The organism is Acinetobacter sp. LipI_19, from assembly GCF_058242925.1.
This window is the reverse complement of the sequence record NZ_JBZAYK010000001.1, coordinates 140,036-157,490: the sequence shown is the minus strand read 5'-3', so window position 1 is coordinate 157,490 and position 17,455 is coordinate 140,036. Positions and strand designations below refer to the sequence as shown.

The following is a 17,455-nucleotide window of genomic DNA, read 5'->3' as shown; positions in this document are numbered from 1 at the left end:
TTATGTATACGACTTTACTAATGTAAGCGAATTTTACGTGGTAAAGGCAAGCGCTTATTGTTTTGAAATAGTTCTGGTTGAGTCGTATACATTCGATATAAATAATTCTTTATATCAAGTAGAAATTTATTTGTTGAAACTAAAATATTTTGCCCTTCTGGGGTTAAATTTATAGAAATCGCAGTATTATTTTGTTTAATAAAAGGAATCATCTGTTCAATAAAAACAATGAGTTCAATTTCTTGAACCGCATAACGGCTCCAGTTATCTTTAATCAAAATTTGTGCCAAATTTCGGCTTTGCCAAACGGCTAAAGACTGTTGCCCGGTAGGTGATGCACATAAAGCCCAACCATCATCATAAAGTACAAAAACCTTAGTTTGTGAAACAATCGTTTCCACAAAATGTTTGTATTGATCTAGAGTTTGTACTGAGTTTTTTTGAGTTGCGGACGCAGCTTTACGTTGATATGGATTTCTCATTGAAAATTTATTCTTAAAATACTTATGCTTATATATTATATAGAAGTTCTAAACAAATAACTAGATCGGAAAACATGGTGGGCGCTGACGGGATCGAACCGCCGACATTCTGCTTGTAAGGCAGACGCTCTACCAACTGAGCTAAGCGCCCTGAGCGAGGATGAACAAAGTTGTTAACTCTGTTTGAACCTATAGAAAATCGATGATTTAATTTTAAGTTCTATCCTAAAGATGGGGATAAGCTATACAAAGCATATAATATTTGATCTTTAAAAATCAAAAACTTTGAATTCTTACAGTTCCAAATATCTTGATCTCAGGAAAAAAGATAAATGGCGCAGCGGACGGGACTCGAACCCGCGACCCTCGGCGTGACAGGCCGATATTCTAACCAACTGAACTACCGCTGCGTTGTATATGGTGGGCGCTGACGGGATCGAACCGCCGACATTCTGCTTGTAAGGCAGACGCTCTACCAACTGAGCTAAGCGCCCTGAGTGAGGATCATCACAATATTACTTTATCAGAAGATAAAAGAAAACAAAATTCTCTTTCAAATTCCTATACTTCCAAATATCTTGATCTCAGGAAAAAAGATAAATGGCGCAGCGGACGGGACTCGAACCCGCGACCCTCGGCGTGACAGGCCGATATTCTAACCAACTGAACTACCGCTGCGTTGTATATGGTGGGCGCTGACGGGATCGAACCGCCGACATTCTGCTTGTAAGGCAGACGCTCTACCAACTGAGCTAAGCGCCCTAAACTAGAAAAAAATAAAAAACTATTTAAATTCTAATTAGGTATTACATCTTACTACAAAATCATTGTAAAGTGGCGCAGCGGACGGGACTCGAACCCTCGGCGTGACAGGCCGATATTCTAACCAACTGAACTACCGCTGCACTTTTAACAATAAAATTGCTATACATACGATGATTGAATTTAAGTGGCGCAGCGGACGGGACTCGAACCCGCGACCCTCGGCGTGACAGGCCGATATTCTAACCAACTGAACTACCGCTGCACTAAAAAATTCAACGTTAAAGCTTGGTGGGCGCTGACGGGATCGAACCGCCGACATTCTGCTTGTAAGGCAGACGCTCTACCAACTGAGCTAAGCGCCCTAACGACTTCATCGTTTGTGAGGTGCATTATAGAGAATCTTTACTGAGTGTCAAACGCTTTTCTCGATGTTTTACCTATTTTAGGTTTGAGTGATTAAAAAATAGATCATTTTTGTTTTAATTGGTGTTTTTTGTTTATTATTTATCTATTTATAAAGTTTTAAAACCTGTATTTAAATAAATTTAGCTGATCATTTAATCACTATTTTAATCGTATTATTCATTTCATCTAGACTTAATAAGATTTTCAGTGATTAAAAATACCGAATAAAGGCTATTCGGATTTATCCACTTCATTCAGATTTTTTATAGTAAGTTTTGGTTCAGGACGTAACCAAAGCCAGATAGCCACAATTAACATGGTCACATCGGTAAAAATTTTCACAGCCAATGGCGCATTGGTGAATAACATAATCACCCCACTGATCAACATCATAATACTGGCGATCCACTTTGCTTTACGTGGTACTGTGCCATTTTCACGCCATGCACGAAGCGTTGCACCATATTTGGGATGATTGAGTAACCAAGCATCCACCTGTGGCCAACCTTTTGATGCCGCCCAAGCTGCCAAGATGAGGAAAACTGTCGTTGGCATTCCCGGTAATATTGCCCCGATAAACCCGAGTACAATAAAAACAATCACCAATGTTCGCCAAAACAAAACTTTCATAGATTAACTCAATCTGCCCATTCGACTAGTATACCGCCCAAATGATTTTGCCAGTATATTTTAAATCAATTGAAATCATTGTATTTTAAAATCACGATGTTCATCATTTCCAATACAGTCAAATTGAGCTTGCATGTATATCTACTTATTTGCTTGAATCTCAATACACTAAAAACCTTTTCTTTAAAAATAAACTGAGTGAGTCCTCAGCTTAGGACAGCATACAATGACAGACTACTTTGAGCCTTGGTTAAAGTACAAACACCCTATTGTTCGTCAATTGGCTTTTTGCATTGCCAGTCCCAATATTATTCAGCATCTGCCTGATGAATTAGAAATTAAAAATCGTTTTGAAGTACACGACACGGGGTTTTGGCAACAACAATATATAGATTTTCAAACGCGCTTAGATCAACTCGATCACGACCCCACCCCACTCATTGAATTTTTGCAACAACTCAAAAGTACACGTTTAGGGTTACGTTTTGAATATTTATTTTGGTTCTGGTTGCAAGATGAAGCCAATCAACATTATCAACTCATTCAGCATAGTATCCAAATCATTGAAGCAAAGAATACATTAGGCGAAATTGATTTCCTTGTTCGTAATCAGGCCACAAAACAGATCGAGCATTGGGAAGTTGCTTTAAAGTACTATTTAGGCGAATCAAACTTACAATTAATGCATTGGTATGGTCTAAACCGTAGTGACACTCTTTTACGAAAACTTAATCATTTCTCAAAAAAACAATTTCAATTTACACAGGCTTTAGATTTTAAAATTGAAAAGAGGCTGGCTATAATGAAAGGACAACTTTATTTGCCAAATCTTGCAGACCTTACTGTACTTCCCTCATGGATCAATACTCAACATCGATTGGGACAGTGGGGTCATCATATTGAAACAGGGTATTATCGGTTACAGCGGCATGAATGGATTTGTCCAGATCTAGAGCAAAGCTCACCTGTTGCACAATGGTGGTGTAATGGCTTATATCACAACACAAGTACCCTACAATTTTATATGTACCGCCAAGCCCCCTCTGGTATTTTCTTTTGACATAAATGCTTAATTATTCACGTTTCTTATACATGGATTAACGAATTCACTCATAAAAGCATAACGATATATTTACGAGATACTCGTATACTAAAATTCTAATTAACGCGTGAAACACGGAGATAGTAATGAAAAAAATTTTAGCAGTTTCAATGTTATTCGCTTTTATTTTAGCTGGTTGCAACACATTTAAAGGTGTTGGCAAGGATGTCTCTAAAGCGGGGGATGCTGTATCGAATTCTGCAGAAAAAGTTGAAAATAAATTGTAATTCTCAATTTTATTCTACAACATGAGCCTTATCTAATTAGATAAGGCTTTTTAATGCTGATTTAAATAGTTTTCTACTTTCTCTCGTTTTTAGGTTTTCATTCGGTTTTATCTTCCTCTATTATATTATTCAATTTACTTACTTGATCAATGTCCATGAATCATTCGGATACTTTAGAACTGAGTTTACAACTTCTTCGCCAGCCTTCTGTGACACCTATAGATCACACTTGCCAAACCATTATGGCAGATCGTCTATCTGCTATCGGCTTTAATATTGAAAATATGCGTTTTGAGGATGTTGATAATCTTTGGGCAAGACGCGGAACAGCATCTCCAGTTTTCTGTTTTGCAGGTCATACCGATGTGGTACCTACAGGGCATCTAGATGCATGGGAGTCTGATCCATTCTTACCTGAAATTCGAGATGGTAAACTTTATGGTCGTGGTAGTGCAGATATGAAAACAGCATTGGCCGCAATGGTGGTTGCATCAGAACGTTTTGTGAAAAATCATCCCAACCATAAAGGTTCTATTGCTTTTTTAATTACTTCTGATGAAGAAGGCCCTTCTATCAATGGTACGGTTAAAGTAGTTGAAACTTTAGAAGCACGTAATGAAAAAATGACATGGTGTCTGGTAGGTGAGCCTTCAAGTACAGATACGTTGGGGGATATAGTAAAAAATGGTCGTCGTGGCTCATTAAATGCAGTATTAACTGTAAAAGGTAAGCAAGGTCATGTTGCCTATCCACATTTAGCCATTAACCCAATTCATACTGCATCAAAAGCCTTATCTGAATTATGTGATACTGTTTGGGACAATGGCAATGAGTATTTCCCAGCAACTTCTTTTCAGATTTCCAATATTCAAGCAGGTACTGGAGCAACCAATGTTGTACCTGGCAGCATGACAGTAACCTTTAACTTCCGTTATTCTACTGAAGTTACTGCGGATCAGCTTAAACGACGCGTTGTTGAAATTCTAAATCTTCATAATGTTGAATATGATATTGAATGGACTTTATCAGGTTTGCCGTTCTTAACTCCAGTTGGCGAGTTGGTCAATGCTGCACAAACTGCAATTAAGAACGTGACAGGAACAGAGACCAAACTATCAACCAGTGGTGGGACTTCTGATGGACGTTTTATTGCGCCTACAGGTGCTCAAGTGCTAGAGTTAGGTGTTTTGAATGCAACTATTCACCAAATTAATGAACATGTAAACATTGATGAATTAGAGCCATTAGCTGAGATCTACGAACAAATCTTAGTCGAATTACTTGCTTAAGTTTTATAATTTTCAATCAATAAAAAGGACGCAAACGCGTCCTTTTTATTGATATTCTTTGGAGTTATGACAGATTAAGTCTTCTTTATCCCAATCTGTAACTGAATTTGATCTAGATCTGGCACATGATAAGTCTGATCACCAATTTTCACATACTGTAAAATAGTTTTATCTTTAACTGTATCCTCTGCATCGACTACTTCAGAAATACGTAACCGTATCGAACTTGGCATTTCATTGCACATCAAGGCAAAACGCTCATCTGCGTCTTCCCCTTCAATGATCAATGCGACACCCAGTGTCTTTTTAGGATCATTCACACTAAAAGTCGGTAACTTCTTTTCATGCCATTCTACGACATTAACATAGGTCGGACTATTCTGAGCAGAAAGCACCACATTTTGTGGTAACAACATCGGTGCTTTATCATAACAATCAATAATATATGCATCAATAAATCCAGTAGACACCGTAATTAAGTGCTGTAATTCTCGTGTGCTAATTTTATCAATGGAAGATTTTTCGATATTCTTTATCATGAGTGCTCCTATTTAACCGTCAACAAAGCATCAATATTTTCCAATAAATCAGCTTCTTGGAATGGTTTACCCATATAATTTGTCACCCCTAAGCTAAATGCACGTTCACGATGTTTTTCCCCTGTTCGTGACGTAATCATAATAATAGGCAAATCGCGGTGAATTTCATGGTGGCGAACCAAATTTGTGACTTCAAAGCCATCCATTCGAGGCATTTCAATATCCAGCAACATCAAGTCTGGTTTGACATTTTCAAGTTGCTCAATCGCATCCACGCCATCTTTGGCAGTAATCACATCGAAACCTTGACGCTCTAGCAAACGTGAAGTGACCTTACGAACTGTAACTGAGTCATCCACAATCATAATCAAACGGCGTTGATCACGATGACGTTGTTTGTCCTGTTGAAGATGTTCAGCACTACTACGAGTAGATGCCTGAACCTGTCGTGCAATATTTTGCCCATCAAGAATCAAACAAACCTGCCCATCACCAAGAATGGTTGCACCTGCAATCGCATTGATTGTTGCAAACTGCTTACCAATTGGTTTGACCACAATTTGTGAGCGTGAACCAATTAATTGATCGACAAGAATGGCAATGGATTGCCCTAAGCTTCCCTTGATCAACAATACCGGTAATGAATGTGCAAGCCCGTGTAAACGTGGAGTGACTTGACTCGCTGTGAACTCACCTAAATAACGTAGTTTATAGCTCTGGAAATCGATGTCAAAATAGTCATTTTGAGTTTCAAAATACTCTTCCAAAGCAGCTGGAGAAATTCGAACAATACGATCAATTTGCGATAATGGCACTGCAAATTGCTGATCACCCACTTTCACCATCAAGGCATCACTAACCGCAACTGTTGTGGGTACAGTAATTGTAAAGGTTGAGCCGTAACCTAATTCAGAACTGACACTCACTTGTCCACCAAGTGATTTAATTTCACTTTGCACGACATCCAAGCCAACACCACGACCAGAGATTTGTGTTACTTGCTGTGCTGTACTGAAACCAGGATGGAAAATAAACTGAAGTATTTCCTCAGGCTCTAACTGTTGATCAGTTTTGATCAACCCTTTTTCGATCGCTTTGTCACGAATAACTTTTGGATCAATTCCTTTACCATCATCTTTAAACGATACAAGCACATCTGTACCTTGACGACTAATATTCAAATCAATTCGACCTGTCAACGCTTTGCCAGATTTCTGACGCTGTTCGGCATCTTCTATCCCGTGGTCAATCGCATTACGTAGCATATGTTCTAACGGCGAAACTAACTTTTCCAGAATATTGCGGTCCAATTCCCCTTCAGTATTATTGACTAAAAGCTCAGTGGGCTTATTAACTGTTGAAGAGGTCTGGCGAACCAAGCGCTGTAATCGAGGTAACAATCTTGAGAATGGTACAAGACGAGTACGCATCAAGCTTTCCTGAATTTCAGCTTGAATACGAGATTGCTGCAGCAATAAGCCTTCAGTATCACGAATCTTTTCAGCCAGTGTGGTCTTAAAATCAACCAAGTCAGATGCAGATTCAGCCAGCGATTTTGATAACTGATTTAGAGATGAATATTGATCCATTTCTAAAGGGTCAAAATCGGCATAACGAGAGCTTAAATCACCATGTTTTGCAATGATTTGACTTTCCAACTCGCCTTCCATTCGGCGTAGCTGATCAGCCAAACGTTGGATTGCCAACTCCATATCAGTCAAGGTATTACCTAACTGCCCTAGATCCATCTCAATACGTGAACGGTTAATTGCATTCTCACCAGAAAGATCAATCATTTTTTCGACTAAATCCGCAGAGATACGGATCATCTCATTGTTGGATTCAGTTTTTTGTGAAAGATCCCATTCACCCAACATTGACGGTGGCTCAGTGCCATCCCCCTGAACAAACTCATTAATTGATTGCTCAAAAATTAAATTGGTACGGGATAATTTTTCTGGAAGCTGTGCAGATACATCAACATATTCAATGCTATTTAAACTCGATTTTAAGCTTTCAAAGTTGTCATAATCATGTTTAAAAATAGCTGTATCTAGCCAATGAAAGGTTTTTTCCAGCAAGCCATCATAAACATTTGAGTTAAAATTATGTAAACCAAATTGTTCAAATGCATTTTCCAACTCATAAGCAATATCTGCGACTTCTTCCAATTTCACCATCTTCGCACCACCTTTTAAGCTGTGTGCAATACGTTGTAATTGGAGTAAGAAGCTACGATTACTTCGATGATCAAACCATTGAGTTAAAATGCTTAGACCTTCATCAATCAGCTCTCGAGCCTCTTCAATAAAAGTTTCTTGAGCAATCATTTCAACAGGATCCAAATTCAGATCTTGATCAATATCTACAAACAAGTGATGATCATTAATTGCTGATTGATGATCTTTATCAGATTGTTCAATTTCAAGCTGTTCCGATATTGGATCTTTCGTTAAAACAATTTCATCTTCAATATATTCAACTTCATGCAAATCTGATAAATCATGGGTAAATTGCGATTCAAGTGCTGTTGAAGCTTGGCTCGTGTCAATCGGACGTTGCTGATCAATATTTTGTAAAACATTGAGAATGTGAGTCGCAGGATAATCGATTGCTTTTTCACGAATCAATTGAATACGATCTGCCACATCATCCTGAATTAAACGAATAGATTGAATAAGATGTGGTTCAGCTTTGAGCTGACCTTTGATCACTCGTTCATAAATCGTTTCTAACTCATGTGCAATCAAACCAATAAAGGTGGCTTGAACCATATTTGCCCCACCTTTTAAGGTATGCAAATAACGCATCAAATTATTTAATGCAGTTGTGTCATCAGGATGGCTTGACCAAGTATTTAAGTCATGATCCATCCCAACCAACAACTCATCCGCTTCTTCAATAAAAATGTCTAAGACATCTGCATCAAATTCACGCTGACTATGCTCTGAGTCAATATTCTGTTTATCAAGATTAATTTGTGTCAGTACATAATTACCCACTGATTCAACAGGATTTACTTCAATGAATACTGTACTTGACTGTTGCTCAATTTCCGGCTCTATACTTGTTTCAATAGTCTGATCATCAATACTTGTGTCTATTTCTTGGTGTAAATAGTCATGTAACTCAGCCAGAATCGCTTGTGTTGAATCATTTAAGCTGACCCGTTGGCCTGAGGCCAAGGTGTCGAATAAATGAATAAATTCTTGATGCGCCTTAGAAAACATTTCAAAAGCATAATCAGTATTTAATAAATCAGGCTTGCGAATAACTTGCTCATAGCCATCTTTTAAAGCCAGACTAAAATCATGGATGCCTTGTGCAGCACGATTATTAGTATGATCAATCAGCATCTGTGCTTGTTGTGTTAGCTGTTGGAAATATGCTGGATATTCAACTTGGGCTCGCTTATCAAACTCAAACTCGGCATCTAACAGTAGATCAATCTCCAGATCAACTAATTGTGTGACTAACCCCGTTTGTGAATGCTGGTATTGGTGTTGGAAATCATAACGCTCCCAAGCATCATTAAATTTTTGATATATAGTTTTCAGCTCAATGGCTTGATTACCTTTCAGCTTTAAAACATAGAGATAGTCACTGACAAATTCAGCATAGTAGGTTAGTAAAGCATTTTCATTTTTTGAAGATTCAGTATCTTCTTGAACCAATACTTTAAATAAATGCTCTACTTTACCACTTGCTTCAAAGACCTCATTGACATGCGCCATTGAAGAACTACCACGCAAAGTATGTAAGGCACGAATCAAGCGATTATATTGATCAGGCGTATGTTCTTCTAAGTGCAAAAAGTCTTTAATTGCCGCCAGATGTTCCTCTGACTCTTCGACAAAAATCTCCAAGGTTTCAGATGTTAAACTATCATCTAAAATCGTCGATTCAAGCACTACATCTTCAACAGTATTTAAGGAACCACTTACAACTGGATCAATCACATGCGGAGTTGTCATAGAGATTAGGTCTGCTATTACCGTATCTTCGCCAATCTCCAACCCCGTAATGACATTTTCATTATCTAGTGTATTTGATAATGCCAGTAACTCGCCTAAAGCAGGTTCTAAGCTTTGTTTCTGTTGTAATTGTTGCCCCAAATACACCAAAGGTGCTAAAGCTAAATGATGCGGTTTTCTATTTAAAAACTCTGAATACAGTTTAAACTTATAAATATTAAATACTGCGCGTACATATTGTTGAATCTCAGCAGTAAGTTCCAGATTTTTCGTAATAGTACGATTTAATGTATCTTCAACAGTCCAAGCAAGCTCACCAGAACGTTTAGCCCCCACCATGCGTCCAGACCCTTTAAGAGTATGAAAATAACGGCGAATATTGACCAATTCTGTATCTTTAAACTCTTCGAGTTGCCAGCGATCAAGAGACGTTTGTAACAATTCAAAAATTTCTTCGAGTTCTTCTACAAAAATTTCTAAAATTTCATCATCCTGACCAAGATACTCATCTTCAGGTAAAGTGACATGTTCCACTAAATGTTTTAATATTTCTTTCATAGCTCAGGCTTCTATGTTAGTTCCCGTCTTTGGGACTAAAACCTTTCAAAATACAGTCAATCTGAATGGCTTTAGAAGGCTTTCCATTCAGTGCAATACCCACTTGTTACAGGAGATATTGCACGTATAAAGTATCAATCGTTTTAGTCAGGTAATTTAAAGTCTGAAACTGATTGACGTAATGAATCCGCCATACTTGCCAATTCAGAAACCGAACGGGCTGTATCAAACGTTGCCCCTGTAGTTTGTGAAGTAATTTCTTGTACGACATTCATCGTATTTGCAATATGACCTGCTGAAGCAGACTGCAATTTAGCCGACTCAGAAATACTTTCAATCAAACCAGCCAAATTACTTGATACCGTTTGAATTTCACCCAAAGCAACGCCCGCATCTTTTGCAAGGTTCGCACCACGCACAACTTCCGATGTGGTTTGTTCCATTGAAATTACAGCTTCGTTGGTATCGGTCTGAATGGTTTTAACCAGCGTTTCAATCTGTTTCGTTGCAGATGCTGAACGTTCAGCAAGGCGCTGTACCTCATCCGCAACCACAGCGAAACCACGTCCCGCTTCACCAGCCATAGATGCCTGAATTGCTGCATTCAATGCCAGAATGTTGGTTTGGTCGGCAATATCATTAATTAGCGATACAATGTTACCAATCTCTTGAGAAGATTCACCCAAACGTTTAATACGCTTAGAAGTTTCTTGAATCTGTTCACGAATGGTATCCATACCTTCGATTGAGCGGTTTACCACATCTGCACCATTGGATGCAATTTGTACTGAACGCTGTGCTACTTCTGCTGATTCAGCCGCATTTGCAGATACGTGGTCAATGGACTGTGCAATTTCATTAATCGCTGTTGATGCCCCTGCAATCTCTTGAGCCTGATGCTCAGAGGCTTCAGCCAATTGGTTAGTAATCTGTTGCGTATTCTGAGTATATTGTGCAACTTCTTGAGAAGTATCGTTAATTCGAGATACCAGATCACGTAATTGGTCAATCGCAAAGTTAATCGAATCGGCAATAGCACCCGTAAAGTCTTCCGATACTGTTGCATACGAACTTAAATCACCATCTGCCAAATCGGCAATTTCATCAAGTAAACGTAAAATCGCATTCTGGTTACGGTCATACTCATCTTGTAAGCGTGTTACACGGACTTTATCCGACTCACTACGTAAACCGAGTAGTTTAAATACTGCAAATAAAAATGCGACGAGGGCAAGGATTAAAATCAATGCAGGTAAAATCGTACCCACACCAGTATTCACTGAAAGTCGATCCAAACCTTTTAATAAATTATCCGATTGAGCAAAGATGTCTGACGATGCTTGACGTACTTTAAAAATCTGATCCGAGTTCTTCAATACAGAAGTCGAAGCAAGTTGCACAATTTCATTGTAATCAGCTTTAATACTCTCTAAAGACTCGCGTAGTTCAGGTTTATCAATACGTGTTACACCTAAATCAGCACTACCATCTAATTGAGCATTTAAGTAGGTACCAAAAGTTTCGGTATCCGCATTAAAGTCGTCAGCTGAAGCACGTGTATTATCAGAACCACCTAGTACTGAACCAATAGAACGTAAAATACGTTCCGCAAGAAATACTTGGTTCTTCGCGATGACAACCTGGGTACTTGGCATATTATCACGAGCCATCTGGTCAACCATTGCGTTATATTCAGCCTGCATCCCAGGAATCACATCAGCAACAGCAATGTTGGTATCATATAATTGGTTAATAATTTTCTGATGTGTCGCGATCATGTCGATATCAGCAGAAACTTGTTGCCAAATTTTTTCAACACCCTCTACTTGTTTTGAAGACGCATGAATATCTTTGACGACATCTAAGTTTTCTTTAAATTTCTTTTGTGATGTAACTAAAGCACTAATTGATTCTGCTGAACCAGATGCCGTCGCTTCAGTTGCTTGACGAGATAATGTCTGTGATAAAAGTTTTAATTCACCCAAACTACGAGTTAAGTCGTTATTTCGAGGAACTGTATAGAATAAAACCAAAAGCAAAATAATCGCAACGATGATACTGGCAATGGCCATTTGAATAAATGGCTTAGATTTGTCGCTTTCCCCAAACAACTTTGCAAATTCATCAATTTTTGATTTGGTTTTGGTTACTACACCTGAACTACTTTTTTGAGCAGTATCCCCTGTATTTTTCTTCTTTAGTTTAAAGCCCATTCAGCTTCTCCCGATTCGCTTAACTCTTAATTAGGCGTCAAAGCTAGTTTATAAATTTTTCTGATGCATTCATGTATTGAGGATCATTTAACAAACGACTAAATAAGAATATATTCCAAGCTTGATTATGCTGCTGAAAATATCCCTGACAGTAAGTTTGAAGGTTTTCTTCTAATTCATTGTTTTTAGAAAAAAAACCTTTTTTATTAAAATGTTGAATCCCCAAAACCTGATCTACGATCAGCCCAACATAGTGGTCATTATGACTAATACATAAGACTTTTTGAGTAGGTAGAAATTGGCTTCTATGCCCCGTTAAATAAAAAGCCAAATCAGAAACTGATAATAATCGTCCGCGAATATTTGCTAAACCTTTCACCCAACCTTGAACATTAGGAACAGGTGTATATTTTGGCGGATAAATAACTTCTGAAACCTCACCCAAAGGAGCAACAAAATATTGCCCCATCATTTCAAATGCAATGCCTGACCATCGGTTTACTTCATTTTCATTGTCAGCGTAATTTTTATTTCCTCGCTTAGACAATCGAAGTAATTCGATAAATCCATTTGCTGCCATACACTACCCTGCTTGTAGATGTTGCTTAATCGTATTGATCAGCTGATTCTCATCAATTGGCTTTGTTAAGTAGTCACAAGCCCCTTGACGTTTTCCCCAAACGCGGTCGGTTTCTTGATCTTTAGTACTTACAATCACAATTGGAATATGCTTGGTGGCCGCACCGCGCGCGATCTGACGAGTCGCTTGGAAACCATTTACACCTGGCATAACAACATCCATTAAAACAAGATCAGGCAATTCAGCTTGCGCGAGTGTTATACCATCTGCCCCATTGGTCGCTTCAATCACCTCGAATCCATGTTTAGCTAGAATTTCTTTAAATCTAAACATTTCTGTCGGTGAATCATCAACTATTAAAATTTTTGTCATTATTTCCCCCAAATTAACCGTTAAGCAGTTACATGATTGCGAATAGCATTTAATAGTTCATCTTTACTAAATGGTTTTGTTAAATATTCGTCCGAACCGACAACACGACCTTTTGCTTGATCAAACAGGCCATCTTTACTTGATAACATGATGACTGGAATATTTTGATAATTTTGAGAATTTTTAATCAAAGCGCAGGTTTGATAGCCATCAAGACGAGGCATCATGATATCGACAAAAACAATATCTGGATTTGCTTCAGCAATTTTAGATAAAGCTTCAAAACCGTCTACAGCAGTGACAACCTCACAACCTTCTCTTTGTAATAATGTTTCAGCAGTACGACGAATAGTTTTAGAATCATCGATCACCATGACTTTTAAATTTTGAAATTTATCGTCCATTTAATGCCCCTTTCCGTAAGCTTGGAATGAATTGTGCTGTACAGATTTATTTTTACAATTAAGCATGTTTTTTTAACATATATTAACTCACTTTATCAATGAGCATTTCTTGTCGGAAATCTCACTTCAAACAGTAAAACACAGCAAAGCTCACATAAAAAAAAATATTATGCTTTTTTTTAGAAGTTAATTGTTTATTAAAATTTTGTAACCACATAAAATGGCCAAAGATAGTTTCAAAATCATATAACTTACATTGATTTTTTGGGGATGGCAGACTTTAAATGGATAGAATAATCTATTACCAAAATTTAGGTTCAAAAATAAAAAAAATATTCAGTATTTTGCTCTCAGTTTGCTTACTTATTTACACGTTATCGGTCTATGCTGATACACCTCCGGCTAAGGCAGTATGGTATAGGTATTATGATAAAAATGGGGTTGCTAACATCAGCACATCGGTTACACCGGCACACATTAAAAATGGTTATGAAGCACTTGATCGCAATATGCAAGTCATCAAACGCAACCAAGCTTATAATGTCGAAAAAGATTTGCAACAATCGACTTCACGCGCATCTGAAGTACGTAAGTTAGAACAAGATGCACGTTTAAAGCGTGCTTATGGCAACTCATCTGTTGCAATCAACAAAAGAAATGAACTTCTAAACAGTCTAAAACAACAAATAGCACTCCAAAACCAAACACTTAAACAGCTTCAAAGTGCAAGAATTATACTTAAACGACAGGAAATGGAATATTATCGCAAAGGAAATACCGTCCCTGTAACACTTAAAGATCGGATCAAATACAACTCAGAAAATATCGAAAAAACAAAAAATTATATCGAAAACCTACAAAACAACTATCGCTCTACCCAAACACACTATGATGATATTATTAACCGTCTCAAAAAGCTTGAATAATCACCTTTTAATTAAAAGTTTTTCAGCTTTATTATTAAAGAAATCTTAACAAAAAATCTAAACTTTGAGAACAGCCACCCGCAATGTTGGATGCTTTTAAGTTAAAAGCAAAGTCAGATCACATCGATAGCGTAAGAATATAAAGTTTTCAATTTAAACAATCATTAAAAATGTTCAGCTTATTTTTTTATCGTATTTTTTTATCGTATAATCCTTTTTTAAATCTAAAAATTTTAGGACAGTTTCCATGCGCGCGAGTCGCTTTTTATTTGCAACGTTAAGAGAAACCCCAAATGATGCTGAAGTCATTTCACATCAGCTCATGTTACGTGCTGGGATGATCCGTAAATTGGCTTCAGGTTTATACACTTGGCTGCCAATGGGTGTGCGTGTGCTCAATAAAGTTGAAGCGATTGTTCGTGAGGAAATGAATCGTGCAGGCTCTTTGGAAACATTAATGCCCGTAACACAACCAGCTTCGCTATGGGAGGAATCTGGTCGTTATGTACAATATGGTCCAGAACTGCTGCGTTTTAAAGACCGTCATAGCAATGATTTTGTATTAGGTCCTACACATGAGGAAGTCATCACAGATTTAGCTCGTAATGAATTAAAAAGTTATAAACAACTTCCGATGAATTTTTATCAAATTCAAACTAAATTCCGTGATGAAATTCGTCCACGTTTCGGCGTAATGCGTTCTCGTGAATTTATTATGAAAGATGCCTATTCTTTTCATGTCGATCAAGCCTCATTACAAGAAACTTATGATGTCATGTATGACACATATTGCCGAATTTTCACACGCTTAGGTTTAAATTTTCGCCCTGTTCAAGCTGACACTGGCTCCATTGGTGGTTCAGGTTCACATGAGTTTCATGTACTTGCTTCAAGTGGCGAAGACGATATCGCCTTTTCAACAGTATCGGACTATGCGGCCAATGTTGAAATGGCTGAAGCAGTATTGACTGGTGAGCGTGCTGAACCAACTCAAGATCTAAAAATTGTAGATACACCAAATAAAAAAACAATTGCTGACGTTTCTGTATTTTTAAATACAGATCCAGCTCAATCTGTAAAAGCCTTACTTGTACAAGGTGTTGTTGATGAAAAGGGCCATGTCCCAGTTATCGCGTTATTCTTACGTGGCGACCACGAGCTTAATGAAATTAAAGCTGAAAAGCATCCACTCATTGCTGCACCTTTAACATTTGCAACAGATGCTCAACTGAATGCTCTAGGTTTAACCGCAGGATTCTGTGGTCCACAAGGACTCGTAGATAAAGGTTTAACTGTAATTGTTGACCGTGCAGCCTCAGTACTTTCTGATTTTGTTGCTGGTGCCAATGAAGTTGATAAACATGCAACTGGAATAAATTGGGAGCGTGATGCAAAATTTACAGAAGTTTTTGACTTACGTAATGTGGTTGAAGGTGATCCCTCTCCAGATGGTCAAGGAACAATTTTAATTAAACGAGGTATTGAAGTTGGTCATATTTTCCAATTAGGTACAAAATATTCTGAAGCATTAGGTTGTAAAGTTTTAGGTGATGATGGCAAACCTTTAGTCGTGACGATGGGGTGTTACGGGATTGGTGTAACACGTGTAGTCGCTTCAGCAATAGAACAAAACTTTGATGAGAAAGGTATTATTTGGCCATCTGCGATTGCACCCTTTGAAGTTGCAATTGTTCCAATGAATGCTCAAAAATCTCCACGTACACTTGAGGCTGCTGAAATACTTTATGCTGAATTACAGGCTGCAGGCTACGATGTTTTACTCGATGATCGTAATGAACGTCCAGGCGTTAAATTCTCTGACTTAGAGTTAACGGGTATTCCTCACCGTATTGTCATTGGTGAAAAAGGCTTAGATGCTGGTACTTTCGAATATAAAGGTCGTAGAGATGCAGAATCTATAAATCTAAGTAAAGATGAGTTATTGGCTAAATTAGTAAAATAGTTTTTTCAATAGTATTAAAAAACCCACTGCATGCGGGTTTTTTAATACTTTACTATTTATAAAACATTATTACAGCCCATTAATTTTTACTTTTAAATCTGTAACGGATGTCCCGATTGCCCCAAAGTTCCCCATCGAGCCATTTTGCAAACCATTAAAAGCTCCTGCTGCACTTGCTCCACTTGTTCCCATAATCATCTGATTGATTCCAAGATCAAACTTACTCGATTCACCTGTATTACCAAATACAAAACCTGTTGGTTCAACACCAGCATAGAAACCTTTTAATGAAAAACCATTGGTTTTATCTGTTCCTGTTAACTGGAAATTAAAATTTGCACCAATATCACTATCATCCGATAAAAGTGTAATAGCACAGCCTGTTCCCGTACCACAAATTGATTGAATTGCCCCACCAAATACAATCATACGTCCTTGAGGTGCATTTCCAAGCTGCAAATTAATCGATGGTTTAGCTGCAGTAAAGTTAATATCAAAACCGTTGTCCATTTTTAAAAATTTAATGACATCTGACTTTTCACTGGTTCCTGTAAAAATAGATTGAGATCCTGTAGGCCCAGAAGATGAATTCGCCCCAACCAAGTAAAGTGCAAATGGTGAAACTTTAATACCCGAAATATTGCTTGCAAAGCTCATTCCTATATTGGCAAAAGGTTTACCACTTATTCCACTATCTGTGTCCATGACAATATTCATGGTTGGGGTATTTGAAGCCCCAAGAAAAGTAATATTAACGCTTTGGTCAGCAACAGTAGTTGCACTTTTACCCGCAAGAACTAGGGATGCTTTATTGGCATCATTCACAGTCGAACCAAATCCATCACGATCAATGATTGACAGTTGATTCAGTTGAACCTTACTCAGATTTATACCAACATTAATTCCATCTTGCCCTGTTGTTTGGGAAAGACTTTGATCATCCATAGGTTCCATTGCCATCGCAACTGGACTTAGTATCAATAATGATATACATCCTAGCTTTCTATTTTTTTTCATTATCCTAAT

At 37.8% G+C, this 17,455-nt stretch carries 14 protein-coding genes and 8 tRNA genes; 5 read left to right on the top strand and 17 right to left on the bottom strand.

Features of this window, described 5'->3' with window-relative positions:
- Positions 1-17: 17 nt before the first annotated feature.
- The 10 genes from AC4CVF_RS00770 to AC4CVF_RS00725 form a co-directional block, all read right to left on the bottom strand.
- Complete coding sequence (locus tag AC4CVF_RS00770; protein WP_419328179.1) at positions 18-482, bottom strand: DUF2750 domain-containing protein; 465 nt, start codon at positions 480-482, stop codon at positions 18-20.
- Positions 483-557: 75 nt separating this feature from the next.
- Positions 558-633, bottom strand: a tRNA-Val gene (locus tag AC4CVF_RS00765).
- Positions 634-815: 182 nt separating this feature from the next.
- Positions 816-892: transfer RNA gene (locus tag AC4CVF_RS00760), tRNA-Asp, on the bottom strand.
- A gap of 8 nt (positions 893-900) precedes the next feature.
- Positions 901-976, bottom strand: a tRNA-Val gene (locus tag AC4CVF_RS00755).
- A gap of 107 nt (positions 977-1,083) precedes the next feature.
- Positions 1,084-1,160: transfer RNA gene (locus AC4CVF_RS00750), tRNA-Asp, on the bottom strand.
- Between the two features lie 8 nt (positions 1,161-1,168).
- Positions 1,169-1,244 (bottom strand) — tRNA-Val (locus AC4CVF_RS00745).
- Between the two features lie 73 nt (positions 1,245-1,317).
- A tRNA-Asp gene (locus AC4CVF_RS00740) sits at positions 1,318-1,387 on the bottom strand.
- A 45-nt stretch (positions 1,388-1,432) separates the two neighbouring features.
- Positions 1,433-1,509 (bottom strand) — tRNA-Asp (locus AC4CVF_RS00735).
- A gap of 24 nt (positions 1,510-1,533) precedes the next feature.
- Positions 1,534-1,609 (bottom strand) — tRNA-Val (locus AC4CVF_RS00730).
- Positions 1,610-1,883: 274 nt separating this feature from the next.
- On the bottom strand, positions 1,884-2,282 hold the full coding sequence (locus AC4CVF_RS00725) for a YbaN family protein (RefSeq protein ID WP_336954645.1): 399 nt from the start codon (positions 2,280-2,282) through the stop codon (positions 1,884-1,886).
- Positions 2,283-2,508: 226 nt separating this feature from the next.
- Between AC4CVF_RS00725 and AC4CVF_RS00720 the strand changes: the two genes are divergently transcribed.
- The 3 genes from AC4CVF_RS00720 (at position 2,509) to dapE (ending at position 4,900) form a co-directional block, all read left to right on the top strand.
- Positions 2,509-3,342, top strand: coding sequence for a DUF1853 family protein (locus AC4CVF_RS00720; RefSeq protein WP_490788757.1), 834 nt, complete (start codon positions 2,509-2,511; stop codon positions 3,340-3,342).
- 128 nt (positions 3,343-3,470) lie between these two features.
- A complete protein-coding gene (locus AC4CVF_RS00715) occupies positions 3,471-3,611 on the top strand; it encodes an entericidin A/B family lipoprotein (RefSeq protein ID WP_490788756.1) in 141 nt (46 codons plus the stop codon).
- Positions 3,612-3,766: 155 nt separating this feature from the next.
- Complete coding sequence (gene dapE / locus AC4CVF_RS00710) at positions 3,767-4,900, top strand: succinyl-diaminopimelate desuccinylase (protein ID WP_490788755.1); 1,134 nt, start codon at positions 3,767-3,769, stop codon at positions 4,898-4,900.
- A 74-nt stretch (positions 4,901-4,974) separates the two neighbouring features.
- Here dapE and AC4CVF_RS00705 read toward each other — a convergent pair whose 3' ends face one another.
- The 6 genes from AC4CVF_RS00705 to pilG form a co-directional block, all read right to left on the bottom strand.
- The gene (locus tag AC4CVF_RS00705) at positions 4,975-5,439 is read right to left on the bottom strand and encodes a hypothetical protein (RefSeq protein ID WP_419329189.1); all 465 of its coding nucleotides are present in this window, start codon (positions 5,437-5,439) and stop codon (positions 4,975-4,977) included.
- 8 nt (positions 5,440-5,447) lie between these two features.
- Positions 5,448-9,971 carry a hybrid sensor histidine kinase/response regulator gene (locus tag AC4CVF_RS00700; protein WP_490788754.1) on the bottom strand — a complete coding sequence of 1,508 codons (4,524 nt, stop codon included), beginning with the start codon at positions 9,969-9,971 and terminating at the stop codon, positions 5,448-5,450.
- Positions 9,972-10,114: 143 nt separating this feature from the next.
- The gene (locus AC4CVF_RS00695; protein WP_336954655.1) at positions 10,115-12,184 is read right to left on the bottom strand and encodes a methyl-accepting chemotaxis protein; all 2,070 of its coding nucleotides are present in this window, start codon (positions 12,182-12,184) and stop codon (positions 10,115-10,117) included.
- A 43-nt stretch (positions 12,185-12,227) separates the two neighbouring features.
- Positions 12,228-12,764: a chemotaxis protein CheW gene (locus AC4CVF_RS00690; protein WP_336954656.1), complete on the bottom strand. Its 537-nt coding sequence runs from the start codon at positions 12,762-12,764 to the stop codon at positions 12,228-12,230.
- Positions 12,765-12,767: 3 nt separating this feature from the next.
- A complete protein-coding gene (locus AC4CVF_RS00685; protein ID WP_336954657.1) occupies positions 12,768-13,136 on the bottom strand; it encodes a response regulator in 369 nt (122 codons plus the stop codon).
- A gap of 20 nt (positions 13,137-13,156) precedes the next feature.
- Positions 13,157-13,540 carry a twitching motility response regulator PilG gene (gene pilG / locus AC4CVF_RS00680; protein ID WP_004723803.1) on the bottom strand — a complete coding sequence of 128 codons (384 nt, stop codon included), beginning with the start codon at positions 13,538-13,540 and terminating at the stop codon, positions 13,157-13,159.
- Between the two features lie 284 nt (positions 13,541-13,824).
- Between pilG and AC4CVF_RS00675 the strand changes: the two genes are divergently transcribed.
- On the top strand, positions 13,825-14,466 hold the full coding sequence (locus AC4CVF_RS00675; RefSeq protein WP_336954658.1) for a hypothetical protein: 642 nt from the start codon (positions 13,825-13,827) through the stop codon (positions 14,464-14,466).
- A gap of 247 nt (positions 14,467-14,713) precedes the next feature.
- The gene (locus AC4CVF_RS00670) at positions 14,714-16,429 is read left to right on the top strand and encodes a proline--tRNA ligase (protein WP_336954659.1); all 1,716 of its coding nucleotides are present in this window, start codon (positions 14,714-14,716) and stop codon (positions 16,427-16,429) included.
- 69 nt (positions 16,430-16,498) lie between these two features.
- On the opposite strand, the gene AC4CVF_RS00665 is transcribed toward AC4CVF_RS00670, so the two are convergent.
- Positions 16,499-17,446: a DUF6160 family protein gene (locus AC4CVF_RS00665; RefSeq protein WP_336954661.1), complete on the bottom strand. Its 948-nt coding sequence runs from the start codon at positions 17,444-17,446 to the stop codon at positions 16,499-16,501.
- Between the last annotated feature and the right edge of the window lie 9 nt (positions 17,447-17,455).

What these genes read in the sequence shown, in the direction of transcription:
- AC4CVF_RS00770 (WP_419328179.1), bottom strand. Translation starts at nt 482, where the DNA reads ATGAGAAATCCATATCAACGTAAAGCTGCGTCCGCAACTCAAAAAAAC.
- AC4CVF_RS00725 (WP_336954645.1), bottom strand. Translation starts at nt 2,282, where the DNA reads ATGAAAGTTTTGTTTTGGCGAACATTGGTGATTGTTTTTATTGTACTC.
- AC4CVF_RS00720 (WP_490788757.1), top strand. Translation starts at nt 2,509, where the DNA reads ATGACAGACTACTTTGAGCCTTGGTTAAAGTACAAACACCCTATTGTT.
- AC4CVF_RS00715 (WP_490788756.1), top strand. Translation starts at nt 3,471, where the DNA reads ATGAAAAAAATTTTAGCAGTTTCAATGTTATTCGCTTTTATTTTAGCT.
- dapE (WP_490788755.1), top strand. Translation starts at nt 3,767, where the DNA reads ATGAATCATTCGGATACTTTAGAACTGAGTTTACAACTTCTTCGCCAG.
- AC4CVF_RS00705 (WP_419329189.1), bottom strand. Translation starts at nt 5,439, where the DNA reads ATGATAAAGAATATCGAAAAATCTTCCATTGATAAAATTAGCACACGA.
- AC4CVF_RS00700 (WP_490788754.1), bottom strand. Translation starts at nt 9,971, where the DNA reads ATGAAAGAAATATTAAAACATTTAGTGGAACATGTCACTTTACCTGAA.
- AC4CVF_RS00695 (WP_336954655.1), bottom strand. Translation starts at nt 12,184, where the DNA reads ATGGGCTTTAAACTAAAGAAGAAAAATACAGGGGATACTGCTCAAAAA.
- AC4CVF_RS00690 (WP_336954656.1), bottom strand. Translation starts at nt 12,764, where the DNA reads ATGGCAGCAAATGGATTTATCGAATTACTTCGATTGTCTAAGCGAGGA.
- AC4CVF_RS00685 (WP_336954657.1), bottom strand. Translation starts at nt 13,136, where the DNA reads ATGACAAAAATTTTAATAGTTGATGATTCACCGACAGAAATGTTTAGA.
- pilG (WP_004723803.1), bottom strand. Translation starts at nt 13,540, where the DNA reads ATGGACGATAAATTTCAAAATTTAAAAGTCATGGTGATCGATGATTCT.
- AC4CVF_RS00675 (WP_336954658.1), top strand. Translation starts at nt 13,825, where the DNA reads ATGGATAGAATAATCTATTACCAAAATTTAGGTTCAAAAATAAAAAAA.
- AC4CVF_RS00670 (WP_336954659.1), top strand. Translation starts at nt 14,714, where the DNA reads ATGCGCGCGAGTCGCTTTTTATTTGCAACGTTAAGAGAAACCCCAAAT.
- AC4CVF_RS00665 (WP_336954661.1), bottom strand. Translation starts at nt 17,446, where the DNA reads ATGAAAAAAAATAGAAAGCTAGGATGTATATCATTATTGATACTAAGT.